At 69.8% G+C, this 23,212-nt stretch carries 24 protein-coding genes and 1 tRNA gene; 14 read left to right on the forward strand and 11 right to left on the reverse strand.

Going from position 1 to position 23,212, the window contains the following annotated elements; genetic code table 11:
- Positions 1-190 precede the first annotated feature (190 nt).
- From DY218_RS33055 to DY218_RS33065, 3 genes are all read left to right on the forward strand, one after another.
- Positions 191-724 carry a GNAT family N-acetyltransferase gene (locus DY218_RS33055; protein WP_128559882.1) on the forward strand — a complete coding sequence of 178 codons (534 nt, stop codon included), beginning with the start codon at positions 191-193 and terminating at the stop codon, positions 722-724.
- Complete coding sequence (locus DY218_RS33060) at positions 717-1,271, forward strand: GNAT family N-acetyltransferase (protein ID WP_128559883.1); 555 nt, start codon at positions 717-719, stop codon at positions 1,269-1,271. Before DY218_RS33055 ends, DY218_RS33060 begins: the two co-directional genes overlap by 8 nt.
- Positions 1,272-1,477: 206 nt before the next feature.
- Positions 1,478-1,954, forward strand: a complete 477-nt coding sequence (locus DY218_RS33065) for a VOC family protein (protein ID WP_128559884.1) — start codon at positions 1,478-1,480, stop codon at positions 1,952-1,954.
- 31 nt (positions 1,955-1,985) lie between these two features.
- Here DY218_RS33065 and DY218_RS33070 read toward each other — a convergent pair whose 3' ends face one another.
- On the reverse strand, positions 1,986-2,915 hold the full coding sequence (locus DY218_RS33070; RefSeq protein ID WP_128559885.1) for an SDR family NAD(P)-dependent oxidoreductase: 930 nt from the start codon (positions 2,913-2,915) through the stop codon (positions 1,986-1,988).
- Between the two features lie 122 nt (positions 2,916-3,037).
- Between DY218_RS33070 and DY218_RS33075 the strand changes: the two genes are divergently transcribed.
- The gene (locus tag DY218_RS33075) at positions 3,038-3,712 is read left to right on the forward strand and encodes a TetR/AcrR family transcriptional regulator (RefSeq protein ID WP_128559886.1); all 675 of its coding nucleotides are present in this window, start codon (positions 3,038-3,040) and stop codon (positions 3,710-3,712) included.
- 134 nt (positions 3,713-3,846) lie between these two features.
- Here the strand turns inward: DY218_RS33075 and DY218_RS33080 are convergent.
- A tRNA-Cys gene (locus tag DY218_RS33080) sits at positions 3,847-3,918 on the reverse strand.
- A 421-nt stretch (positions 3,919-4,339) separates the two neighbouring features.
- Here DY218_RS33080 and DY218_RS34695 point away from each other — a divergent pair.
- The gene (locus DY218_RS34695; RefSeq protein WP_199566933.1) at positions 4,340-4,486 is read left to right on the forward strand and encodes a hypothetical protein; all 147 of its coding nucleotides are present in this window, start codon (positions 4,340-4,342) and stop codon (positions 4,484-4,486) included.
- Between the two features lie 175 nt (positions 4,487-4,661).
- On the opposite strand, the gene DY218_RS33090 is transcribed toward DY218_RS34695, so the two are convergent.
- Positions 4,662-5,267: a TetR/AcrR family transcriptional regulator gene (locus tag DY218_RS33090; protein ID WP_031031364.1), complete on the reverse strand. Its 606-nt coding sequence runs from the start codon at positions 5,265-5,267 to the stop codon at positions 4,662-4,664.
- A 150-nt stretch (positions 5,268-5,417) separates the two neighbouring features.
- Here DY218_RS33090 and DY218_RS33095 point away from each other — a divergent pair, with 150 nt between their 5' ends.
- From DY218_RS33095 to DY218_RS33120, 6 genes are all read left to right on the forward strand, one after another.
- The gene (locus DY218_RS33095; RefSeq protein ID WP_031031367.1) at positions 5,418-6,917 is read left to right on the forward strand and encodes an MDR family MFS transporter; all 1,500 of its coding nucleotides are present in this window, start codon (positions 5,418-5,420) and stop codon (positions 6,915-6,917) included.
- A 49-nt stretch (positions 6,918-6,966) separates the two neighbouring features.
- Positions 6,967-8,106, forward strand: a complete 1,140-nt coding sequence (locus tag DY218_RS33100) for an FAD-dependent oxidoreductase (protein WP_031031369.1) — start codon at positions 6,967-6,969, stop codon at positions 8,104-8,106.
- Positions 8,107-8,116: 10 nt separating this feature from the next.
- Positions 8,117-9,100: an IS481 family transposase gene (locus DY218_RS33105; RefSeq protein ID WP_031031371.1), complete on the forward strand. Its 984-nt coding sequence runs from the start codon at positions 8,117-8,119 to the stop codon at positions 9,098-9,100.
- A 215-nt stretch (positions 9,101-9,315) separates the two neighbouring features.
- On the forward strand, positions 9,316-11,103 hold the full coding sequence (locus DY218_RS33110) for a DEAD/DEAH box helicase (RefSeq protein ID WP_128559887.1): 1,788 nt from the start codon (positions 9,316-9,318) through the stop codon (positions 11,101-11,103).
- A 342-nt stretch (positions 11,104-11,445) separates the two neighbouring features.
- Positions 11,446-12,087, forward strand: coding sequence for an IclR family transcriptional regulator (locus tag DY218_RS33115; RefSeq protein ID WP_128559888.1), 642 nt, complete (start codon positions 11,446-11,448; stop codon positions 12,085-12,087).
- A 103-nt stretch (positions 12,088-12,190) separates the two neighbouring features.
- Positions 12,191-12,991: a YlbL family protein gene (locus tag DY218_RS33120; RefSeq protein WP_128559889.1), complete on the forward strand. Its 801-nt coding sequence runs from the start codon at positions 12,191-12,193 to the stop codon at positions 12,989-12,991.
- Positions 12,992-13,009: 18 nt separating this feature from the next.
- On the opposite strand, the gene DY218_RS33125 is transcribed toward DY218_RS33120, so the two are convergent.
- The 8 genes from DY218_RS33125 to DY218_RS33160 all read right to left on the reverse strand — a co-directional run bounded on the left by DY218_RS33125 (position 13,010) and on the right by DY218_RS33160 (position 19,903).
- The gene (locus DY218_RS33125; RefSeq protein ID WP_128559890.1) at positions 13,010-13,546 is read right to left on the reverse strand and encodes a GNAT family N-acetyltransferase; all 537 of its coding nucleotides are present in this window, start codon (positions 13,544-13,546) and stop codon (positions 13,010-13,012) included.
- Positions 13,540-14,838, reverse strand: a complete 1,299-nt coding sequence (locus DY218_RS33130) for an MFS transporter (RefSeq protein ID WP_233522027.1) — start codon at positions 14,836-14,838, stop codon at positions 13,540-13,542. Before DY218_RS33130 ends, DY218_RS33125 begins: the two co-directional genes overlap by 7 nt.
- Positions 14,835-15,449, reverse strand: coding sequence for a winged helix-turn-helix domain-containing protein (locus tag DY218_RS33135; protein WP_128559892.1), 615 nt, complete (start codon positions 15,447-15,449; stop codon positions 14,835-14,837). Before DY218_RS33135 ends, DY218_RS33130 begins: the two co-directional genes overlap by 4 nt.
- A 101-nt stretch (positions 15,450-15,550) precedes the next feature.
- The gene (locus DY218_RS33140; protein WP_407703716.1) at positions 15,551-16,555 is read right to left on the reverse strand and encodes a glycine betaine ABC transporter substrate-binding protein; all 1,005 of its coding nucleotides are present in this window, start codon (positions 16,553-16,555) and stop codon (positions 15,551-15,553) included.
- Positions 16,552-17,430, reverse strand: a complete 879-nt coding sequence (locus DY218_RS33145) for an ABC transporter permease (protein WP_128559893.1) — start codon at positions 17,428-17,430, stop codon at positions 16,552-16,554. Before DY218_RS33145 ends, DY218_RS33140 begins: the two co-directional genes overlap by 4 nt.
- Entirely contained in the window at positions 17,427-18,731 is a 1,305-nt protein-coding gene (locus tag DY218_RS33150) for a betaine/proline/choline family ABC transporter ATP-binding protein (protein ID WP_407703717.1), read from the reverse strand. Before DY218_RS33150 ends, DY218_RS33145 begins: the two co-directional genes overlap by 4 nt.
- Entirely contained in the window at positions 18,724-19,371 is a 648-nt protein-coding gene (locus DY218_RS33155; RefSeq protein ID WP_128559894.1) for an ABC transporter permease, read from the reverse strand. The genes DY218_RS33150 and DY218_RS33155 overlap by 8 nt, the downstream gene beginning before the upstream one ends.
- Positions 19,372-19,429: 58 nt before the next feature.
- Complete coding sequence (locus DY218_RS33160; protein WP_128559923.1) at positions 19,430-19,903, reverse strand: Lrp/AsnC family transcriptional regulator; 474 nt, start codon at positions 19,901-19,903, stop codon at positions 19,430-19,432.
- Positions 19,904-20,031: 128 nt separating this feature from the next.
- Here DY218_RS33160 and hppD point away from each other — a divergent pair, with 128 nt between their 5' ends.
- The 3 genes from hppD (at position 20,032) to DY218_RS33175 (ending at position 23,211) form a co-directional block, all read left to right on the forward strand.
- Positions 20,032-21,177: a 4-hydroxyphenylpyruvate dioxygenase gene (gene hppD / locus DY218_RS33165; RefSeq protein WP_128559895.1), complete on the forward strand. Its 1,146-nt coding sequence runs from the start codon at positions 20,032-20,034 to the stop codon at positions 21,175-21,177.
- A 67-nt stretch (positions 21,178-21,244) separates the two neighbouring features.
- Positions 21,245-22,717, forward strand: coding sequence for a hypothetical protein (locus DY218_RS33170; RefSeq protein WP_128559896.1), 1,473 nt, complete (start codon positions 21,245-21,247; stop codon positions 22,715-22,717).
- Positions 22,718-22,767: 50 nt separating this feature from the next.
- Positions 22,768-23,211: a DUF6578 domain-containing protein gene (locus tag DY218_RS33175; protein ID WP_128559897.1), complete on the forward strand. Its 444-nt coding sequence runs from the start codon at positions 22,768-22,770 to the stop codon at positions 23,209-23,211.
- Position 23,212: the final 1 nt, after the last annotated feature.

Genomic DNA, 23,212 nt, shown 5'->3' on the forward strand with positions numbered 1-23,212 from the left:
CGAGCTGTACCGGAGCAAAAAACCCAGGTCCCCCTAGAAGGCACCATGACCGACACCCTCCCCGGGGCCGAAGGCCCCAAGGTTCACTTTCGGCACTTGCTGCACGCCACGCGCGTGGTCGTCGATGGGATGGGGTGTGTGAACAAGCCCGTCGTCCCGCGGGACGTCCCCGCGGCCGTACCGTGAGGGGATGACCGAGCATCGTGAACGGGTCCGAATATCCGCAGAGGGAATCGTCCTGCGGGAGTGGGACGACGCGGACCTGCCCGCCCTGCGCGAGCTCTTCGACGACCCGGACGTCGGTTACCGCACGCCACTGGCCGTCCCCTTCGACGATGCCGCCGCACGCGAGTACCTGGACATGATCCGCAGGAAGCGGGCCGAAGGAACCCGGCTGCACCTGGCGATCACCACGGACGGCGACACCCCACTGGGCGAGGTGCTGGTGAACTGCGCGCGGGGATCGATCGGTTACGCCATCGGCGCGGCGCACCGTGGTCAGGGCCTCGCCGGCCGGGCCACCCGCCTGCTGACCGCGTACGCCCACGAGACGCTCGGTCTGGCGCGAGTGCTGCTCGAGATCGAGCCGGACAACCGGCCCAGCATGGCCGTCGCCCGCTCGGCCGGTTATGAGGAGCTGGACGTGCCACCGGAGAAGGTGGTGGAGAAGGGCCGCCCCCTGATCCTGCACGTCTGGCAGCACACGGCGACCACCCATGACTGACCCCGTCTCCCGCCCCGGGGCCCGGTGGCGGACCGACCTCCTGGCCCTCGTCCCGCTGCGGGTCGAGCACGCGGAGGAGATGGCGGAGGTGTTGTCCGACCCCGCGCTGCACACGTTCATGGGCGGGGAGCCGTCGGACGCGAAGGCTCTGCGCCGCCGGTACGAACGCCTGGTCGCCGGCTCCCCGGACCCCGCGGTCACCTGGTGCAACTGGGTCCTGGAATGGCGCGCCACCGGTGAGCTCACCGGCACCGTTCAGGCCACCGTGACAACTGTCACCTCGACAACCACCACCCCGACAGCCACCAGCCCCCGCACCCCCACCGCAGAGATCGCCTGGGTCGTGGGGACCGCCTGGCAGGGCCGGGGTATCGCCAAGGACGCGGCGCGCGCTCTCGTCGAGCTGTTGCGGGAGCAGTACGGCGTCACCGTCGTCGTCGCGCATGTGCACCCCGAGCACCACGCATCGGCAGCCGTCGCCGCCGCGGCCGGCCTGGAGCCGACCGACCGTATGCACGACGGCGAGCGACGCTGGCAGCGCGGCTGATTCCACACCCCATTCGCTCCGCCCAATTCGCCCCGCCCACACCCCCGTCTCCCACTCCTCGCCGGGACAGGTTCGCTCGACGGATTCGCACACCGCGACGGATTCGCCCACTCCGATGAGTTCACGCGGCGCGCACGGTCTACCGCTGTGTGACCGCGAACGGTGCGGGCGGAGGGCCCGTGCACAGGGCGGCAGGAGGCAGAGCGATGCAGCAGAAGATCAGGCCATGTCTGTGGTTCGACACCGAGGCGGAGGAGGCGGCGAACTTCTACGTCTCCGTCTTCGACAATTCCCGGATCGTGGGGATCGAGCGGTACGGCAAGGAGGGCATGCGTGACGACGGTTCGGTGATGACCGTCGACTTCGAGTTGGACGGCCAGCAGTACCAGGCGCTGAACGGCGGGCCGGAGTTCAAGTTCAACGAGGCGATCTCGCTCAGCGTGGACTGCGCGGACCAGAAGGAGGTCGACGACCTCTGGGAGAAGCTCATCGAGGGCGGCGGCGAGCCCGGCCCGTGCGGCTGGCTCAAGGACAAGTACGGCCTGTCCTGGCAGATCGTCCCGAGGGCCCTGGTGGAGCTGCTGTCCGACCCGGACGAGGAGAAGTCCGGCCGTGTGATGAAGGCGATGCTCGCCATGGGCAAGATCGACGTCCAGGCTCTGCAGGCTGCCTACGACGGCTGACGCCGCCACCGGCGTACGTGGAGCGCGCGGGTCAGGAACCGGATCCGTTCCGCTGCGCTGCCACCGCCGGAAAGGCCACGCCGGTGAGCTCCTCGGAGACGGTCCACAGCCGTTCCTGAGCGGTCCGGTCGTGGGAGTCGGCGCTGGAGGTGACCAGCTTCGGGTGGCCGCGCATCTCTCCCCGGCCGCCGGGCCCGTAGTACCGACCACCGGTCACGGCCGGATCGGTGGCGGCGCGCAGGGTCGGCAGCGCGCCCATCTCGGCCTTCTGTGTGTACAGCGGCGCGAGCCGGGTGGCGGGTACGCGGATGACGGTGGGTGCGTTGCGCAGGAGGTCGGTGTTGGAGGCGCCGGGGTGGGCGGCCACCGCGATCGTGGTGCCGTTCGGTGCGAGCCGGCGCTGCAGCGCGTAAGTGAACATCAGATTGGCGAGTTTGGCCTGACCGTAGGCGGCGATGCGGCTGTACGAGCGTTCCCACTGCAGGTCGTCGAAGTGGATGGCGGCCCGGATGCGGTGGCCCATGCTGCTCACCGTCACGACGCGGGATCCGGGGACGGGCAGCAGCCGGTCGAGGAGCAGGCCGGTCAGCGCGAAGTGCCCGAGGTGATTGGTGCCGAACTGCAGCTCGAAGCCGTCGGCGGTGGTCCGGCGCGGGGTGTGCATCACGCCCGCGTTGTTGATCAGGAGGTCGATGCGCGGGTGGGACGCGCGGAGTTCGGCCGCCGCGGACCGGATCGAGTCCAGGGAGGCCAGGTCGAGCGCCTGGACGGTGACGTCGCCCGAGATGCGGGCGGCGGCCCGCTCGCCCTTGTCGACGTCGCGGACCGCGAGGACCACCTTCGCTCCGCGCTCCGCGAGCATCCGGGCGGTCTCGAAACCGAGGCCGGTGTTGGCGCCGGTCACGATCGCCACCCGGCCGTGCTGGTCGGGGATGCGCTGCTCGGTCCAGTTGCCGTTCATGACCCACTCCTAAAGAACCGCCGGTCTGTTACACTGCAAACATAAGAGACCGCCGGTCTTCAGTCAAGAGACCGGTGGTCTGCAAGCTAGGGTGAAGGTGTGAGATTCACTGGGGTGAGGGTGTGACATTCAAGCGGGCGCGAAGCGAGGAGCAGCGGGAGATCCGCCGCAGGGCGATCCTGGACACGGCGGCGGCGATGCTCGACGAGATGCCCGTGGCCGAGGTGAGTCTCAACGAACTCAGCCGACGGGTGGGCCTGGCCAAGTCGAACGTCCTGCGGTACTTCGAGTCACGCGAGGCGGTCCTGCTCGAACTGCTCGACGTCTTCCTGGAGCGCTGGCTCACCGAGCTGGCCGACGAACTGGCCGCGGGCGTCGACGCGCATGCAGGGCCGGAGGAGCGGGCGCGTGAGCTGGCCGAAGTGCTGAGCCGATCCCTGGCGGACCGCACGGTGCTGTGCGACCTCTTCGGCGCGCAGGGCGGTGTGCTCGAGCACAATGTCTCGGTCGAGGTGGTCAAGCGGCACAAGCGTTCCTCGCTCGCGCGGCTCACCACCATGACCGATCTCGTACGCCGCCACGTGCCCGAACTCGGCGCCGGCGCACAGCTGTTCTGCCTGATGAGCCTGGTCTCGGCGGGCGCCCTGTCGGCGTACGTGCCGCCGCCCCCGAGCCTCCTTGCCGCCTACGCGGACGAACCCGCGCTCGGTGCGCTCCACCTGGAGCTGGACGAGGCCCTGCGCGCCTCGTTCACCGCGACGCTCCTCGGCGCGCTGCCACGCGACTTGAAAGCCTGAAAGCCGAGAGCGATCCCGTCGAGCCGTCTCGCCTCCTCGCGAGACCTCGGGTCCCGATGAGACGACCGAGGGCACCTCGGATCTCGAGGAGATCTCGGACCCCGAAGAGCCCTCGGATCCCGAAGAGACATCGGAGGCCGTGGCGGGAATCGAACCCGCGTAACTCGCTTTGCAGGCGAGCCCCTCAACCACTCGGGCACACGGCCGTGTCATGCTCCGCGCCGTCCGTGCCAAGCAGGACCGTCGGCGCCGGTCCCGACGCTAGGTGTATTGACCACGAGCGTTGTTGACAGTGTCGGGGGAGCGGCTGTTGGGGTGCTCGCTGCGCGGAGTTCCGGGCATCGGGACAGCCCACGTCCACCTTTCCCCAGACCAGGCTGCATGCGGCTGAGCTGACCTCGGGCACCGGACACGACCGCTTCGACTTCACCATCGGGTCGATCCTCAACGGCCTCGCACGCTGACCACATCGGATGCGCTGAGGTCCTGTCCGGGCGCCTGCCCCCAGCCGACGTCGCCACAGTGCACCGCCCGCGTGGCAACGAAGCGCTCCCCAGGCTGGTTCGTGCCGTGAGGTACGAGGGGTGAGGCCGTAGCGGCGTTTCAACAGGGGGTTTCGGCGGCCCAGTGCCACCCAGCCCGAACCTGCTGAGCCGCTACAGCTTCACCGCCCCGAAACCGGTCGCCGGCGCCCTGCGCCCGCTGCGCGACCCGGACACGACGGAGGTGGACGAGGACGACGGGAGCGGTCGAGAAGTGACGGGCGGTGTCTGACCGGCGGCGCAGGAGATGGGCGGGCTGCCGGATGACGGCCAAGGCCGAGAAGTTGAGGTTGAAAGGCTGCTCATTCCGCCCGGCGTGCCACTCGGTGTCGCCTCTGAGGCGTCCGGGGTGTCGTTCGCGGTGGCCTTCATGAGCCGATGACCTGATGGCTGAGGGGCTGCGAGGTTCATTCGCCGGGGGCGAGGGCCCGCCAGCCGTTCTCAAGGAGATCGAAGGCGACGGTGATCGCCTGGCGGAGGTCGTCGTGTCCGCGGGCCGCGCGGGGCGCTTCGAGGGCGAAGTGGGCCAGGGCGGTGCAGGCAGGGTCGTCGGCCGGCCGGCTGCTCTCCTCGGCGATGGCCTGGGCCAGGGCGGCGGTGTGGCGCAGCCACATGCCCTGTGAGTAGTCGCGCAGGGCCGGCGTGCTGTTCACGAGGTCGAGGTACGCGGTGAAACGGGCGTCACCGCCTGCCGTGGCCATACGAGAGTGCAACGCGTGCTCGCGCAGCGCCGCGGGAATCGACTGGCCCTTGGGGCGTTCGCGTACGGCGGCGAGCAGGTGCGCCTCCCGGTCCGCTTCCTCGTCGAAGACGAGGGCTTCCTTGACCGGGAAGTGCTTGAACAGCGTGGTGGTGGACACATCGGCGGCCTCCGCGATCTCGCGGATGCCGACGTCGTCGTAGCCGCGCTCCAGGAACAGGCGCAGCGCGGCGTCGGCGATGGCCTGGCGGGTGGCGGCCTTCTTGCGCTCGCGGCGTCCCACTGGTGCGGAGCCGTTCTCGGTGTCGCTCATGCTCGAACTCTACCCCGTCGGGTTGCCCGGTTACAAAAGTTGAGCAGTTGCACTTATTGAGCCGTTGTGCTCTTCTGGAGTGGTCGCCGTGGGGGCACAGTCCGGCGGCCCTCTTCTTCCGTTCCTCGTCTCCGAAAGGGGTGATCAGGCATGTCCACGTCCGATTCCCTCCCCGCTTCCGGCCCCTCGGCCGTCCCCAAGAACGTGCGCTGGGTGCTGCTCGGCATCATGCTCGCGATGCTCCTGTCCATGCTCGACAACATGGTGGTGAGCACGGCGATGCCGACGATCGTCGGCGACCTGGGCGGGCTCGAGCACATCTCCTGGGTGGTCACCGCCTACACGCTGGTCACCGCGATCACGACGCCGATCTGGGGCAAGTTCGGCGACCTGTTCGGCCGCAAGCCCATGTATCTGGCGTCGATCGCCGTGTTCCTCGTCGGATCCGCGCTGTGCGGGGCCGCCCAGTCGATGACCGAGCTGATCGCCTTCCGCGTCGTCCAGGGCATCGGCGCCGGCGGGATCGGCGCGGGCGCCTTCGCCCTGATCGGTGCGCTCGTGCCGCCCCGCGAGCGCGGCAAGTACCAGGGCATGACCGCATCGGTGATGGCGATCGGCACCATCGGCGGGCCGCTCCTGGGCGGGTTCGTCACCGGCCACTTCGACTGGCGCTGGGCCTTCTACGTCAACCTGCCCCTCGGCCTTCTCGCCCTGGTGTGGCTGTGGCGGATGCTGCATGTGCCCGCCCAGCGCATCAAGGCGAAGATCGACTGGGCGGGCATCGGCCTGCTGACCGGCTCCATCAGCGCGATCGTGCTGGCCGCGACCTGGGCGGGCACCACCTACGCCTGGGGCTCCTGGCAGATCCTCGCCCTCGGCGCGGTGGCCGTGATCGGACTGGCTGCGTTCGTCGCCGTGGAGAAGCGGGCCGCTGAGCCGCTGCTGCCGCTGAGCGTGTTCACGAACCACCGCAACTACCCGCTCGCGATGGTGCTGATCCTCGCCGCCGGTGTCGTCATGTTCGGTGCCGGCCTGTACCTGCCGCTGTTCCAGCAGACGGTGCAGGGCGCCTCCGCCACCAACTCGGGTCTGCTGATGCTGCCCATGATGATTCCCGTCGTGATCGTCTCGACCATCGCGGGCAAGGTCATGTCGGCCACCGGCAAGTACAAGATCTTCCCGGTCCTCGGCACCGTGTTCCTCACGGCCGGCCTCGGGCTCCTGGCCACCATGGGCACCGACACCTCACAGCTGCTGACCGGCCTGTACATGGTCCTCGTCGGCATCGGCCTGGGCTTCACCCTGCAGATGTCGGGCACCATCGCGCAAAACAGCGTGCCCCTGCGCGATATGGGCGCCGCGATGAGCTCCGTCAACCTCTTCCGCACCCTGGGCGGCTCCCTCGGCGTCGCCGTCTTCGGCTCGCTGTTCACCCGCGCCGTCCAGCCGGCGCTGCCCGCCGACGCCAGGGACGCCTACCTCCAGGCGGTCACCACCGGCACCGGCCACATCTTCCTGACCGCCGCCATCCTGTGCGCGCTCGCCTTCGTCGCCGCGCTCTTCGTCATCGAAGTCCCCCTGAAGAAGGCCGGACCGCCCGCCCCCTCGGCCGACAAGACCGAGAACACCCCCGCCTCCGCCGCCAACTGACGCGGCATACGGCAACACAGCACACATGCAACACGAACGGAGCACCACCATGAACACCACACCCACCCCCCGTATCGCCATCATCGGCGCCGGCCCCGGCGGCCTGACCTGCGCCCGCATCCTGCAGCGACACGGCATCACCGCCACCGTCTACGACCACGACAGCGGCCCCGACGCCCGCAACCAGGGCGGCACCCTCGACCTCCACGAGGACAACGGCCAGATCGCCCTGCGCGAAGCCGGACTCCTTGACCACTTCCTGACCATCTCGCGCCCCGAGGGGCAGGAGATGCGCCAGCTGGACAGCGCTGGCGCCATCGTCTTCCACCACGTCCCCGAAGAAGACGAACGCTTCAAACCGGAGATCGACCGAGGCGCACTGCGCGACCTCCTGCTGAACTCACTCGAGCCCGGCACCGTGCGCTGGGGCTACACCCTGCGCTTCGTCGACGGACCCACCACCGGTCCCCGCCAACTCCACTTCGCCGACGGCACCGTCATCGAGGCCGACCTCGTCATCGGAGCCGATGGCGCCTGGTCCAAGGTCCGCCGCGCCATCTCCGACGCCACCCCCGAGTACACCGGCGTCAGCTTCCTCGAAGCCTGGTTCCACGATGTCGAGACCCGGCACCCCGAGATCGCCGAACTCGTCGGCCAGGGCAGCGCCGCAGCGGCCGACGGCGACCGCTGCCTGTTCGCCCAGCGCAACAGCGGCGACCACATCCGCGTCTACATCATCCAGCGCGTCGCCGCCGACTGGATCACCGCGGCCGGCCTGACCATCGAGGACACCGACGGCATCCGCGCCCTCCTGCTCGACCGCTACTGCCACTGGTCACCGAACCTGCGCCGCCTGCTCACCGACAACGACGGCCGATACGTCGACCGCCCCATCAACGCCCTGCCGGTCCCGCACACCTGGGAGCACAACCCCACCGTCACGCTCCTGGGCGATGCCGCCCACCTGATGCCCCCGCTCGGCGTCGGCGTCAACCTCGCCATGCTGGACGCCTGCGAACTCGCCCTCGCCATCGCACAGCACGACACCATCGACGACGCCGTCCTCGCCTACGAGAAGACCATGCTGCCCCGCTCCACCCAGATGCAGCAGCTCCTCGACAACGGCGCCGAAGAACTACTGTCCACCGAGCTACCCGACTTCGCCCAGGACGCAACGGCCACGGACTGAAGAGCTGCCCGTGCCCCACCCCAACGCGCGGTTGACCGTCCACGGCAGACGCCTTCTCGTCGACCGGGTCCGGGCCGGCAGGCCCGTTGCCCACGTCGCCGACGAGATGGGCATCTCCCGCACCACGGCCCACAAGTGGGTCCGCCGCTGGCGAGCCGAAGGTGACGCCGGTCTGTACGACCGCCCCAGCAGACCACACACAACTCCGCACCGCACCCCCGCCGATGTCGAGGCCCGCATCTGCGACCTGCGGCGTGAGAGGAAACTCGGCCCCGCACGGATCGGCCCGATCCTGGGACTGCCCGCCTCAACGATCCACCGCGTCCTGACTCGGCACCACCTGAACCGTCTGCGGTGGATGGACCGCCCCACTGGCCAGGTCATCCGCCGCTACGAGCGATCACGACCGGGCGAACTGGTACACGTCGACATCAAGAAGCTCGGCAACATCCCCGACGGCGGCGGGCATCGGATCATGCCCCGCCAGCAGGCCGGCGCCAACCGGCAAGCCACGACCAGCGCACGCAAAGGCGGCAGCCCCGTGATCGGCTACAGCTTCATCCACACCGCCGTCGACGATCACTCCCGCCTCGCCTACAGCGAGGCCCTCACCGACGAACGCAAGGAGACCGCAGCGGAGTTCTGGCAGCGAGCCAACGCCTTCTTCGCCGCGCACGGCATCACCGTCGAGCGGGTCCTCACCGACAACGGCTCCTGCTACAGATCCAGGCTGTTCGCACAGACACTGCACGCTGCCGGCATCGTCCACAAGCGCACCCGGCCCTACCGTCCGCAGACGAACGGGAAGGTGGAGCGCCTGAACCGCACCCTTCTCGACGAATGGGCGTATGTGCGTCCGTACTCCAGCAACGCTGAACGCACCGACGCCTTGGCGGAGTTCATCCACATCTACAACCATCACCGTGGCCACACCGCGCTCGGCGGCCGGCCGCCCATCAGCCGAGTCAACAACCCTGCGGGTCAATACAGCTAGGGCGCCCGCATCGCCGGCCTCAAGAGCCACGGACCTGCCGCAATGCGACTGCCATCTGCCGTTCACAAGCCTCGTCCATCAGCCAGTCCACTCACCCCGGGACTCCGCCGCCCCGGGTGCCCCACCGGTAGGGTGGCCCGGTTGTCATACGTAGCCCATACGTCATACGTAGCCCATACGTGTGCGAGACGGAAGCTCGACCCGAACCGGAGACCGTGACTACCACCCCCACCTCCCACCACCTCTCTCCCGCCTTCCCCGGCCGTGCTCCATGGGGTACGGCCGGCAAGCTGCGTGCCTGGCAGCAGGGAGCCATGGACCGGTACATCCAGGAGCAGCCGCGGGACTTCCTCGCGGTGGCGACGCCGGGGGCCGGCAAGACGACATTCGCCCTGACGCTCGCGTCCTGGCTGCTGCACCACCACGTCGTGCAGCAGGTGACCGTGGTCGCGCCGACCGAGCACCTGAAGAAGCAGTGGGCGCAGGCCGCCGCCCGGATAGGCATCAAGCTGGATCCGGAGTACAGCGCGGGCCCGCTCAGCAAGGAGTACCACGGTGTCGCCGTGACGTACGCGGGTGTCGGGGTGCGGCCGATGCTGCACCGCAACCGCGTCGAGCAGCGCAAGACGCTCGTCATCCTCGACGAGATCCACCACGCCGGCGACTCCAAGTCATGGGGCGAGGCGTGCCTGGAGGCGTTCGAGCCGGCCACCCGCCGTCTCGCGCTGACGGGTACGCCGTTCCGCTCCGACACCAACCCCATCCCGTTCGTCCAGTACGAGGAGGGGAACGACGGGATCCGGCGCTCATCGGCCGACTACACCTACGGATACGGGAACGCGCTCGGGGACGGCGTCGTGCGCCCTGTCATCTTCCTCTCGTACAGCGGCAACATGCGCTGGCGCACGAAGGCCGGCGACGAGATCGCGGCGCGGCTGGGCGAGCCGATGACGAAGGACGCGGTCTCGCAGGCCTGGCGCACCGCGCTCGACCCGCGCGGCGACTGGATGCCCAATGTGCTGCGGGCCGCCGACCACCGGCTCAGCGAGGTCCGCAAGGGCATCCCGGACGCGGGCGGTCTGGTGATCGCCGCGGACCAGGACTCCGCGCGGGCGTACGCGAAGCTGATCCGCGAGATCACCGGGTCGAAGGCGACCGTGGTGCTCTCCGACGACGCCGGATCGTCCGACCGGATCGAGGAGTTCACCAACAGCGACGACCGCTGGATGGTGGCCGTCCGCATGGTGTCCGAGGGCGTGGACGTGCCACGGCTCGCGGTCGGTGTGTATGCGACGACGATCTCGACGCCGCTGTTCTTCGCGCAGGCCGTGGGGCGTTTCGTACGCTCCAGGCGGCGCGGCGAGACGGCGTCGGTGTTCCTGCCGACCATCCCCGACCTGCTCGGTTTCGCAAACGAGATGGAGGTCGAAAGGGACCACGTCCTCGACAAGCCGAAGAAGGACGGCGAGGAGGATCCGTACGCCGAGTCCGAGAAGGAGATGGACGAGGCGAATCAGGAGCAGGACGAGGACACCGGCGAACAGGACATGCTGCCGTTCGAGGCGCTCGAGTCCGACGCCGTCTTCGACCGGGTGCTGTACGACGGCGCCGAGTTCGGCATGCAGGCGCATCCCGGCAGCGAGGAGGAGCAGGACTACCTCGGCATTCCCGGGCTCCTCGAACCGGACCAGGTGCAGATGCTGCTGCAGAAGCGGCAGGCCCGGCAGATCTCGCACAGCCGCAAGAGGCCCGACGACGAGGCCGATCTGCTCGAACTGCCCGCCGAGCGGCGGCCGGTGGTCTCCCACAAGGAGCTGCTCGAACTGCGCAAGCAGCTGAACACGATGGTGGGGGCGTACGTCCATCAGTCGGGCAAGCCGCACGGGGTGATCCACACCGAGCTGCGCCGGGTGTGCGGCGGCCCGCCGAGCGCGGAGGCGACGGCGGGGCAGATCCGGCAGCGGATCGCCAAGGTCCAGGAGTGGGCCACGCGGATGAAGTGACCGGGTGCGGTACGGGGCCGAGCTCTCGAAGCGGTCGCGGCCCATAAGTCCAAACCTCCCGGACATTGCGGAGATCACGGGCGATCCGGAAGGCAATCTCCGTCCCCTGTGACCGGATTCTGGACGGAGTCTTCCGCTCAGCGGGACCGGCTCGCTAGTGTCCCGGCAACGCACACGCCCCGTGGCAGCGCCGCCGCGGAGCGCAGCCGGTGCTGGGCGGCGGACGGGGCACACGCTCCGAGCCCGGCTTCGTCCGGCGGCCTCTGACGCGCGTCGCCGATGGGACCGGTGGCGCTTGCGCCGCCGAGGGGGCCGTCGACTCACCTCTAAGGAGAGGCCGTCGTGACCGCGGAGACCTCCCAGACGCTCGACCGGGGACTCAAGGTCCTCAAGCTGCTCGCCGACACCGACCACGGCCTGACCGTCACCGAGCTGTCCAACAAGCTCGGGGTCAACCGGACCGTGGTCTACCGCCTGCTCGCCACGCTCGAACAGCACGCCCTGATACGCCGCGACCTCGGCGGCAGAGCCCGCGTCGGGCTCGGTGTCCTGCGCCTCGGCCGGCAGGTGCATCCGCTGGTCCGGGAGGCCGCGCTGCCGGCGCTCCGGGCGCTGGCCGAGGACATCGGCGCCACCGCGCATCTCACCTTGGTGGACGGTACGGAGGCGCTGGCCGTCGCGGTCGTCGAACCCACCTGGACGGACTATCACGTCGCGTACCGCACGGGCTTCCGGCATCCGCTCGACAAGGGCGCCGCGGGCAAGGCGATACTCGCCGCCCGCCGCGGCATGGTGAACGACCCGGGCTACACGCTCACCCACGGCGAACTCGAGGCGGGCGCCAGCGGAGCCGCGGCGCCGCTGCTCGGTGTGACCGGGATAGAGGGCAGCGTGGGCGTCGTGATGCTCGCGGACTCGGTCCCGGAGCGAGTGGGTGTACGTGTCATGGACGCGGCGCGCGAGGTGGCGGACGCGCTGCGCTGAGCGCGGGCGGGTGTCCGGCGCGGGAGCGCGGAGCCGGCCGCGTCGCCTCGGGCCGCACCGGCCGACCGGGGCGCCGTACCGGCCGTCACGTTAGATTGGCCTCGTGCTCAATCGTCTCTCCAGGCCCATCTCCCGGCCCAAGGCCCTCGCGATCAGTGCCGTCCCGTTCGTCGCGCTGCTCGCGGTCGCCTCGGTCTCGCCGCTGCCGTTCGCCGTCGCGCAGCCGGGCACCACGACGGACGTCCTGGGGAAGAACAAGGGCAAACCTGTCATCACGGTCAAGGGTGCGCCGACCCGGGAGACGGACGGCCAGCTGCGGATGACGACGATCCTCGCCACCGGTCCCGACGCGGACGTACGCCTCGGCGAGGTGCTCGACGGCTGGTTCCGCGACGATCGCGCGGTGATGCCGCGCGATGCGGTCTACCCGAGCGGCGAGTCCACGAAGGAGATCGAGCAGCACAATGCGGCGGAGATGACGAAGTCCCAGAACTCCGCCGTCCAGGCGGCCCTGAACCACCTGGACAAGAGCCCCGACGACGTGCAGGTCGATCTCGAACTCGCCGATGTCGGCGGCCCCAGCGCGGGTCTCCTCTTCTCCCTCGGCATCGTGGACAAGCTCGACGGGAACGGCAGCGGCGGTGACCTCACCGGCGGCCGCACCATCGCCGGTACGGGCACGATCACCGGCTCCGGCAAGGTCGGCCCGGTCGGCGGTGTCGCGCTCAAGACGCAGGCGGCCCGCCGCGACGGAGCCACCGTCTTCCTGGTGCCGAAGGCGGAGTGCGCCGACGCCGAGGCGCACCGCCCCGAGGGACTCCGCCTGATCCCGGTCACCACGCTCGCCGCCACGATCGACTCGCTTCGTGCCCTGGAGAAGGGCGCGAAGGTCCCCAGCTGCTGAGCCCTGCCGGCATCGAGGCTACGCGCGGCCCCGGTAGTCCCGCACGAGCAGCCCGAGGATCACCTGGTCCAGGAACTCGCCGAGGACCCAGGCCGAGGAACGCAGCACGCCCTCCCGTACGAAGCCGTTGCGGTCGGCGGCGCGCAGCAGCGCCGTGTTGTCCGCCAGTGTCTCCATCTGCAGCCGCTGCAGACCGTGCACCACGAATCCGTAGTGGCAGAGCACCGCGATCACATCGGTGCCGTACCCCTTGCCGCGTGCGGAGGGCAGCAGTCCGAGCCCGAGATGGGCCGACCGGTTGTGGGTGTCGATGCCCCACAGGGCCGCCGTGCCGATCAGCTCGCCGCTCGCCAGATCCACCGAGGAGAACAGGGCGTACGCCGGATCCTTGTCGCGCACCGAGAACGGCCCGTCCTCCGCGTTCGGCGGCACCGGTAGCCACGCCCGCCCCTCCGCCCGCGAGGTGACGGTCACATCGCCGTAGAGCTCTTCGCGCAGTACCGGTATGTCCTCGTCGTGCCGGGCCCGGAGCCCGACCTTGTCACCTGTCAGCATGCAGGCTTCCTATCCGTACGGGACACGAACGGCAATCCGTTTAGTTGCCCGCGCACCGGATCCTGCGCGGGTCGCCCGCCGTCCATCTGCCGCCACACCGGGAACAGCAGAGGCGTCAGCGTCACCACGAAGTAGACGCCCCCGACCACCAGGAACGCGGCCGTGAGTCCGACTCCATCGACGAGCAGGCCGGCGGTCAGGCCGCCCAGCGGAGTGGCCAGCATCGACCCGGCGCGGGACACGCCGAGGACACGGGTGCGCAGCTCCGCCGGCACCCGCTCGAAGGTCACCGTCGAGAGGATCGGGTTGATCATGCCGCCGGCGAGTCCGCCGCACACCATCACCACGGCCAGCGGGGCGAGTTCGGACGAGAACGCGGCGGTGGCGTACCGGGGGAGTCCGATCAGGAGGGCGCAGGCGACGAAGACCGGCCACCGGCGGAAGCGGGCCCCGAACGCCCCGTAGAGCAGCGCACCGACGACCGCTCCCACGCCCCACAGGGCCGACACCAGACCGAGGGCGGCCGGTCCGCCCAACTCCCGCTCCGCGTGCACCGGCAGGAGCACGGCGGAACCGCCTTGGTCGAGGGCGTTGGTGCAGAGCACCAACCCGGAGATGGCGAGCAGCAGGGGCGTACGGACCAAGTAGGCGTATCCCTCGGCCAGTTCGCGGCGGTACGAGGGGCGGGGCGTGGTGCGGCGTACGGGCTCGCCGGCCGGAAGGCCGCGCAGGCCCGCCGCCACCACGGCCGCCGACACGGCGAAGGTCGCGGCGTCCCAGGCGAGGACCGTCTCGGCGCCGAGTGCGGCGATCAGTACGCCGCCGACCGCGGCGCCCAGCATCCGGGCCCCGCGCGAGACTCCGTCGAAGAGGCTCGCGGCCCGGGTGACCGTGGTGCCGGCCCGCTCGGCGAGCTCGGGGAGCAGGGCGCTGCGCGCGGTCTCGCCGGGTGCGTGGAACAGGCCGTGGGCGGCCATCAGAGCACACAGCGTCCAGAACTCCAGCAGGCCGGCGCGATGCAGCAGCGGTACGGCCCCGACGGCCGCCCCGCACAGCAGATCGGTCCCGACACTGATGCGCCGTCTGCCGATCCGGTCGATCAGCGGCCCGCCGGCGAGCGAGGCCACCACCACCGGCACCATGGCGCAGAAGGCCACCACTCCGGCCCTGGTGGCGCTTCCCGTCGCCTCGAGGACGAACCACGGGATGCCGATGAGGGTCAGTGAACTACCCCAGACGGACGCGGTGTTGGCGATCAGCGCGGCGGCGAGCGGCCGCCGGTCGCGGGTCACGGCGCGGGGTGGTGCGAGGTCGCGGGGCGAGGGAATCCGTGCAACTGCAGCCGGTACGCGGCCGCTTCCGGCTCGGCGCCACCCGGATCGTCGTCACCCGGGTCCGTGTCGCCCGACGCCGCGTCGTACCGCGCGATCACCTCGAACAACTCGACTTTCAGGGCGCGCGCTTGATCGACTGTCAGATTCAGCGTCCAGTCGCTCATCACCGTGCCGCCGATCCACTCCGGGCGCTCATGCATGGTGCCGAGGTGGGCGCCGAGTTCCACGGCGTGCCCGGTGGCCATCTCGTGCAGCAGGGTGTTCACCGCGCCGCGCACCGCCGGGTCCGGATTCCGGTGGAACTCCTCGGTGTTGGAGTTGATCGACCGATGCACGGCCCGCCACCACCGCTCGCGCCCCTTGCCGCGACCGGGCTCCTCCACCACGAACCGGTGCCGCGCGAGTTGACGCAGGTGGTAGCTGGTCGATCCGCTCGACTCACCCAGCCGGGCGGCCAGTCGGGACGCGGTGGCAGGCCCGTCGTCGCGCAGCACGGCGAGCAGCCGCATGCGCAGCGGGTGGGCGAGCCCGCGCAGCGAACGGGCGTCGAGGTCGCGGGAGTCCGTCATGCCGGCGAGCGTAGAAACGCAGAGAGTCCGCTGCAATGGAGTCTTTGCAACAACTGCTTTGCAGCGGAACCTCTGTGGTCGCCCGAGGGTCGGCCGGTCGACTACTCCGTCACGAAGCCCTCGTCCAGCATCCAGTCCAGGGCGACCTTGTGGGGGTCCTCGCCGTCGACGTCGACCTTGGCGTTGAGCTGCTGCGCGATCGTGTTGTCGAGCTTGGCGGTGATGGGCGCCAGGATCTCGGCGATGGCCGGATACTTCTTGAGGGCCTTGGAGTTGATGGACGGGGCGGCGTTGTAGTTGGGGAAGGCCTTCTTGTCGTCCTCCATGACGGTGAGGTCCATCGCCTGGATGCGGCCGTCCGTCGTGTAGACCTCGCCGTAGGCGCAACTGCCCTTGGCCGCCTGGGTGTAGATGATGCCGGCGTCCATCTGCGTGATGTTCCCGGCCGGGATGTTCATGCCGTACGTCTTCTTCATGCCGGCCAACCCGTCGGCACGGTTGTTGAACTCGCTCTCCACACAGAGGGTGACCGCGCCCGGGTCCCTCTTCAGGAGCGCGGCGACGTCCGAGAGGTTCTTGGTCTTCAGCTTCTTGACGTTGGCCGGGTTCATGGCCAGCGCGTAGGTGTTGTTGAGCTCGGACGGCGGCAGCCAGTCGAGGCCGTTCTTGCGGTCGGCGTCGCGGACCACCTTCCACTGCTCCTGCGGGTCGGGCACCGGCTTGGAGTTGCCCTGGTACGTGATCCACGCGGTGCCCGTGTACTCGTACATGCCGTCCGCGTCGCCGCCCTTGACCGCCTCGCGCGCGCCGATCGAACCCTGGATCCCGGTCCGGTCCAGGACGTCCGCGCCCGCAGCCTCGAAGGCGATGCCCATGATCGCGCCGAGGATCAGCTGCTCGGTGAACTCCTTGGAGGTGACGGTGAGTTTGGCACCCTCGAGCGGTTTGCCCTTGCCGACGATGCCGGGCTCGACGTCGTCGACCATCGGGGATCCGCTGGTCAGACCGCAGCCGGCCAGGAGCGAGGGGACGAGCAGTGCGCCCGCGAGGGCGGCGGTCAGGGTGGTGCGCCGGAATCTGCGCACGTACGGCATCGCGTACCTCATGACGTCGCCTCCAGACCCCGCGGCCGCAGCAGTTGCTCGGCAAGGGACCCCAGCCAGTCGATCAGCAGGGCGAGCACCACGGTCAGTACCGAGCCGAGCATCAGGACCGGCATCCGCTGGTTGGTGATGCCGGTGGTGATCAGATCGCCGAGTCCGCCGCCACCGCCGTACGTGGCGAGGGTGGCGGTGCCGACGTTCAGGACCAGGGCCGTGCGCACACCGGCCAGGATCAGCGGTACGGCGAGGGGGAGTTCGACCTTGGTGAGGACACCGGCCGGCGACATGCCGATGCCGCGGGCTGCCTCGAGCAGGGTCGGGTCATTGGCCTTGAGCCCGGCGATCGTGTTGGAGAGCACCGGCAGCACGGCGTAGATGATGATGCCGTACAGGGCGGCCTTCATCCCCGTACCCATCCAGATGACGAGCAGCGCGAGCAGACCGATCGCGGGCGTGGCCTGGCCCATGTTGGCCAGGATCATCGCGACCGGTGCGGCCCTGCGCAGGGCGCCGCGGGTCAGCAGGATGCCCAGCGGGATCGCGATGATCAGTACGAAGAAGGTGGAGATCGCGGTCAGTTCGATGTGCTGCCACAGCGCCTTGACCACCTTGTCGCCGGACAGCGCGTTCTCGGAGATCGAGTCCAGGTCGGCCTGCTGGAACCAGAGCCAGGTGGCGAGCAGGATCAGCGCCAACACGGCTGGCAGGATCACCAGTTGGGGCCAGCCGATCCGACGTTCGGGCGCCCGCGCGTGCTCCGGTGGAGTGGCCTCCTCCTCCGCCTCCCCGGCGTCCCGGAAGGGATGCCCCTTCACCTCGTGCGAGCCCTCGTGCCGGGACTCGGCCGGCGGGTGCTTGCTGCCGCGTGGACTGCTCACCGCGGCACCTCCCCGGTGCCGCCGCCCTCCTGTGCTTGCAGGGTCTGGGCGTGCCGCTGCTCCTCCAGCTCGTGCTGGTGCTCCATCGCGTCGAGCCGGTCGGCCTCGAGGAGTTCGTGCACCGAGTTCATCAGGGTCTGCATGTCGACGACGCCCTCGTACGCGCCGCGCCGGCCGGTGACCGCGACCCGGCCCGCGTTGTCCGTGAGCACCGCCTCCAGGGCGTCGCGCAGCGTGGCGTCCCTGGTCACGGTGTCGTGCACCAGGGTGCCCGCGCGGGCGAGCGAGCCGCGGGCGCGCATCATGTCGCCGCGGCGCAGCCATTTGTACGGGCGGCCGCGCTTGTCGAGCAGCAGGATCTCGTTGACCTTGCCGGAGCGCAGCTTGTCGAAGATGTCCTGCAGCGGATCGTCCACGGTCACCGTGGGGTAGTCGCGGATCTCGACGTCCCGTACGCGGGTGAGGTTCAGCCGCTTCAGCGCCGCGCCCGCGCCGACGAATCCGGAGACGAAGTCGTCGGCGGGGTTGGTGAGAATGGCCTCCGGGGTGTCGAACTGGGCGATGTGCGAGTGCTCGCGGAGCACCGCGATCCGGTCGCCCAGCTTGATCGCCTCGTCGAAATCGTGCGTGACGAAGACGATCGTCTTGTGCAACTCGTGCTGCAGCCGGATCAGTTCGTCCTGCAGATGGTCACGGGTGATCGGGTCGACCGCGCCGAACGGCTCGTCCATCAGGAGCACCGGCGGATCGGCCGCGAGCGCCCGCGCCACCCCCACCCGCTGCTGCTGGCCACCGGACAGCTGGCGCGGATAGCGGCCGCGGAACTCGCCCGGGTCAAGGCCGACCAGGTCCAGCATCTCCTCGACCCGCCCCTTGATCTTCGACTTGGACCAGCCGACCATCCTCGGTACGAGGGCGATGTTCTGGGCGACGGTCATGTGCGGGAAGAGGCCCGAGGACTGGATCGCGTACCCGATCTTGCGGCGCAGCTTCACCGAGTCCATGTCGGTGACGTCCTCGCCGCCGATCCGGATGCGGCCGCCGGTGGGCTCGATCAGACGGTTGATCATCTTCAGGGTGGTGGACTTCCCGCAGCCCGACGGGCCCACGAAGATGACCAGTTCGCCGGCCTTGATCTCCATGTTCACGCTGTCCACGGCCGCGTCGGCGGCGCCCGGATAGCGCTTGGTGAGGTTCTCGAGCTCGATGGTGGCGCCGGTCGCCTTCGTCTCGTCGGAGCCGCCGCTCGGGGCGGGGTCGCCGGGCGGAGTGGCCCCGGTCGTCGTCACGGATTCAGGCACGGATCCCCCTCGGGATGGTCAGTCGTCCGATGAGGACGTACGCGGCGTCGAAGAGCAGCGCCAGGACGACGATGCCGAGGGTGCCCGCGAGCACCTGGTTGAGTGCGTTCTTGCTGCCGAGCGAGGCGATGCCGCGGAAGATCTCGTTGCCGAGGCCGGGGCCCGAGGCGAAGGCGGCGATCGCGGCGATGCCCATCAGCATCTGGGTGGCGACCCGGATCCCGGTGAGGATCGGCGGCCAGGCGAGCGGCAGTTCCACCCTGAGCAGCTGCGCCGTACGGGACATCCCGATGCCGCGGGCGGCGTCCACCAGGGTGGAGTCGACCCCGCGCAGGCCCACGATCGAGTTCCGCACGATCGGCAGCAGCCCGTACAGGGTCAGCGCCACCACCGTCGGCGCGACACCGAGTCCGACGATGGGGATCAGCAGACCGATCATGGCCAGCGACGGGATCGTCAGGATCGTCGACGTCGCGGTGGTGGCCACACTGCCCGCCCAGTCGCTGCGGTACGTGGCCACGCCGATCAGTACGCCGATGACGGTGGCCACCACCATGCACTGGAAGACGGCGCTGGCGTGTTGATAGGCGTCCGTCAGGAGCTGTTGGTGGCGACTGCCCAGGTACTCCCAGAAGTTCACTCAGGTCACCTCGGTCACCTCGGTCACCTCCTGCGTCGGCGCGGGAGGTGCACAGAACTCAGCTGCCGTCCTCCGCGGCCTGCTCGACCAGCGGGATGATCCGCAGCGGAACGGGATTTTCCATGACGATCGCCGTGGAGGCCCGAACGATGCCATCAAAGCCCACAACCCGGTCGATCACACGTTGGAGATCGGCGTTGGAGCGCGCGACGAGCCGGCACAGCATGTCGCCGCTGCCGGTCGTGGTGTGCAGCTCGAGCACTTCCGGTACGCCGCTCAAGTGCGCCCGTACGTCGGCCCCCTGGCCCTGCTTGATCTCGAGGGTGGCGAAGGCGGTGACGGGGTAGCCGAGCGCCTCCGGGTTCACGTTCGGGCCGAATCCGCGGATGACTCCATTCGACTGAAGCCGGTCGAGGCGGGCCTGCACGGTGCCCCGGGCGACCCCCAGCCTGCGGGACGCCTCCAGGACGCCGATCCGGGGCTCGCGGGCGAGCAGTACGAGCAGTCGTCCGTCCAGTGCGTCGATCGCCATGGCCTGCGTCACACTCCCAGTGGTCAGCCTGTACAGATAGACCGGCGATGCTGCCGTATTGCTGTGCAGATTGACCAGTGAATGCACGAACTATTGCGCACCTTGTGGTTCGGCGGGACGCTTCGGGCATGACTGAGACCACACACCGAACTCCCCACACCGCGCGCGAGGCCGACCCCTTCCCGGTCAAGGGAATGGACGCGGTCGTCTTCGCCGTGGGCAATGCCAAGCAGGCCGCCCACTACTACTCGACCGCCTTCGGCATGCGGCTCGTCGCGTACTCGGGACCCGAGAACGGCAGCCGCGAGACGGCCAGTTACGTCCTGGAGAACGGCTCCGCCCGATTCGTCTTCACCTCCGTCATCAAGGCCTCCACCGACTGGGGCGCCTTCCTCGAGAGCCATGTCGCCGAGCACGGTGACGGCGTCGTCGACCTCGCCATCGAGGTGCCGGACGCCCGCGCCGCCTACGCGTACGCCATCGAGCACGGGGCCCGCGGCATCACCGAGCCGCACGAGGTGAAGGACGAGCACGGTGTCGTGGTGCTGGCCGCGATCGCCACGTACGGCAAGACCCGGCACACCCTCGTCGAGCGGTCCGGGTACGACGGCGCCTACCTGCCCGGGTACACGGCCGCCGCGCCGATCGTCGAGCCGCCCGCGAAGCGCACCTTCCAGGCGATCGACCACTGCGTCGGGAACGTCGAGCTCGGCCGCATGAACGAATGGGTCGCGTTCTACAACAAGGTCATGGGCTTCACGAACATGAAGGAGTTCGTGGGCGACGACATCGCCACCGAGTACTCGGCCCTGATGTCCAAGGTCGTCGCCGACGGCACGCTCAAGGTCAAGTTCCCCATCAACGAGCCCGCGGTCGCGAAGAAGAAGTCGCAGATCGACGAGTACCTGGAGTTCTACGGCGGCGCCGGCGTCCAGCACATCGCGCTCGCCACCAACGACATCGTCGAGACGGTACGGGCGATGCGGGCCGGCGGGGTCTCCTTCCTCGACACCCCCGACTCGTACTACGACACACTCGGCGAGTGGGCCGGCGAGACCCGGGTGCCCGTGGAGACCCTGCGCGAGCAGAAGATCCTCGTCGACCGGGACGAGGACGGCTATCTGCTGCAGATCTTCACCAAGCCGGTCCAGGACCGGCCGACGGTGTTCTTCGAGATCATCGAGCGCCACGGCTCGATGGGCTTCGGCAAGGGCAACTTCAAGGCGCTGTTCGAGGCCATCGAACGAGAGCAGGAGAAGCGCGGCAACCTGTGATCGAGGCCTCGTCCGCGGACGCCGGACGGGCTTGATCTCGTCGGTCAGGGCGCGTTGAGTATGTCGCGTGATGATGTACGGAGGTATACGTGGCCGGTGGCTGCGCGGAGCGGCCGCCGGCCTGGCGGTGGCCGCCGTGCTGGCGGGCGGAACCGGCGCCGCCCCCGCCCCGCCGAACGCCGAGGTCGCCCTGACCGTCGAGGCGCCGACGGAGTTCGGCCTGTACGACGCCGCGGAGGGCCGCGAGGGACGGCAGGACGACTACGAGATCTTCGTGCGGCCGGCCCACGGCGTGGCCGAGAACGTCGAGGTCACCGTGGACGCCCGCGAGCTGAAGAAGGTCGGCACCCTGACCCCGGGCCACCGCTGCACCGGGCAGGGCGCCGTCTTCCGCTGCCGCTTCGACCCGCGCGACCTGAAGTACGGAGCCCACTCGCGGCCGTTCCACCTGCGCGGGAAGGACGGCGTGGCACCGGGCGACGGCGGCACGGTACGGATCACCGCGCGGGCCGACAACACACCGACCGCACGCGCCCGCACCCGCCTCGAGGTGCGCCCGCCCGACCTGATCGGCAACCGCCCCGAGCACGTGAAGGCGGCCTCCGACGGCGTGACCGAACTGCGGCCGTCGTTCGCCAACCCCGGCCGGTGGACCGTACGGAAGTACGCGCTCAAGCTCTCGACGTACGGGCACCATATGGAGTTCGACCGGCGCTACCGCAACTGCTGGTACAGCGACGGCATCGCCGATCCCGAGGAGAGCGGCGAGGTGTGGTGCGAGTTCAGCACCCCGCTGCCCCCGCACAGCGCCTGGCGGGTGGCCCAGCCGCTGAGGGGAAAGCTGCAGCGGACCATGCCGGCCGACAGCGTGCGCTACGAAGCGGTCCACGGCACCCGGGACCCGAAGAACTTCCCGTACCGCGGCAGCGGGCCGGAGCTCGACCTCGAGCGCGTCCCGTCGAAGCAGGTGCGCGAGAGCCGCACCGGGGCGAGCGCCCTGCTGGTGCGCGGGCCCGCGCAAATGGACTACGCGCCCGTCGTGCAGGGCAAGCTGCGCGGTCGCGTCGGCGACACGGTGAGCCTGCGGATCGGGGTGCGCAACGTCAACGGCGGCCGGCTGCCGGGGCCCAACCCCGACCACGTGGAGGTCGTACCGCCGGAGGGCACCACCATCACCTCCACGCCGTACGAGGTGGACGGCGATCCCATGGACGGCGCGTGCGCCGAGGCACGGCACCGCGAGCGGGTGTGGATCTGCGACCTCGGCGGGGAAGCGTTCGAAGGGGTCGAGGGCCGGAAGGGTGCGCGGGCGACCGTCACCACGCGTATCCGCATCGACCGCAAGGTGCCGGGGGCGCGCGGCTCGGTGCGCGCCGTGGGGAAGTACGACCGCACGCACGGCAACGACACCGTCGCCCTGCCGGCCGAGGTGTCCGAGGCAGCGGGCCCGAGCGGCCTCACCATCGGCTTCACGGCGGTGGGAGCCACCGCCGCGGCAGGCGGTCTGCTGGTCCTGTGGCGCCGGCGCAGGGCGCGGTGACGCCGTGCGGGAGCGGACGCGCCGGGCCCCCGTGACGCATCCTGGACGGCATGACGATGCGGAAGGTGCTGTACGAGGGCTGGGAGATGGAGTGCTGCGGCGAGCCGTTCTCCGTCGGTGACGAGGTCGACTGGGAGCTGTCGCTGATCCCGGACGAGGCCGGCTGGCCGGCGGACGCGCTCAGCGAAGTGGACGGCGAGCGGGGGCTGTTGGCGTACATCGGTCACATCGGCCACTCCGCCGTCGGCGTCCGGATGCGCGGCCGCGTGGCGGGCATCCAGGTGGTGAAGCAGCGCTACGTCGAGCACGAGCCGGGGAGCCGGATGTTCCACCCGGTCCCCGGCGAAGTGTGGCTGCGCCCGGTGGACCGGGCACCGAAGTGGTTCGGCCACGAGACCGATTCCGGTACCGGCCCCGGCGGTGCCGCCTGGCATCGCAGCGAGCAGAGCATGCTGGTCGAGCTCGACGGCGAACTCCTGCCGTCGGCCCGCTGAC

Source organism: Streptomyces triticagri (assembly GCF_003429565.1).
In the GTDB taxonomy this organism is placed as follows: domain Bacteria; phylum Actinomycetota; class Actinomycetes; order Streptomycetales; family Streptomycetaceae; genus Streptomyces; species Streptomyces triticagri.

Bases quoted from the DNA above. Each gene is read 5' to 3' on its own strand.
- DY218_RS33090 (WP_031031364.1), bottom strand. From the start codon at position 5,267: ATGAGCGACACCGAGAACGGCTCCGCACCAGTGGGACGCCGCGAGCGC.
- DY218_RS33125 (WP_128559890.1), bottom strand. From the start codon at position 13,546: ATGCTGACAGGTGACAAGGTCGGGCTCCGGGCCCGGCACGACGAGGAC.
- DY218_RS33160 (WP_128559923.1), bottom strand. From the start codon at position 19,903: ATGGCGATCGACGCACTGGACGGACGACTGCTCGTACTGCTCGCCCGC.
- hppD (WP_128559895.1), top strand. From the start codon at position 20,032: ATGACTGAGACCACACACCGAACTCCCCACACCGCGCGCGAGGCCGAC.
- DY218_RS33095 (WP_031031367.1), top strand. From the start codon at position 5,418: ATGTCCACGTCCGATTCCCTCCCCGCTTCCGGCCCCTCGGCCGTCCCC.
- DY218_RS33060 (WP_128559883.1), top strand. From the start codon at position 717: ATGACTGACCCCGTCTCCCGCCCCGGGGCCCGGTGGCGGACCGACCTC.
- DY218_RS33175 (WP_128559897.1), top strand. From the start codon at position 22,768: ATGACGATGCGGAAGGTGCTGTACGAGGGCTGGGAGATGGAGTGCTGC.
- DY218_RS33055 (WP_128559882.1), top strand. From the start codon at position 191: ATGACCGAGCATCGTGAACGGGTCCGAATATCCGCAGAGGGAATCGTC.
- DY218_RS33135 (WP_128559892.1), bottom strand. From the start codon at position 15,449: ATGACGGACTCCCGCGACCTCGACGCCCGTTCGCTGCGCGGGCTCGCC.
- DY218_RS33070 (WP_128559885.1), bottom strand. From the start codon at position 2,915: ATGAACGGCAACTGGACCGAGCAGCGCATCCCCGACCAGCACGGCCGG.
- DY218_RS33065 (WP_128559884.1), top strand. From the start codon at position 1,478: ATGCAGCAGAAGATCAGGCCATGTCTGTGGTTCGACACCGAGGCGGAG.
- DY218_RS33100 (WP_031031369.1), top strand. From the start codon at position 6,967: ATGAACACCACACCCACCCCCCGTATCGCCATCATCGGCGCCGGCCCC.
- DY218_RS33140 (WP_407703716.1), bottom strand. From the start codon at position 16,555: ATGAGGTACGCGATGCCGTACGTGCGCAGATTCCGGCGCACCACCCTG.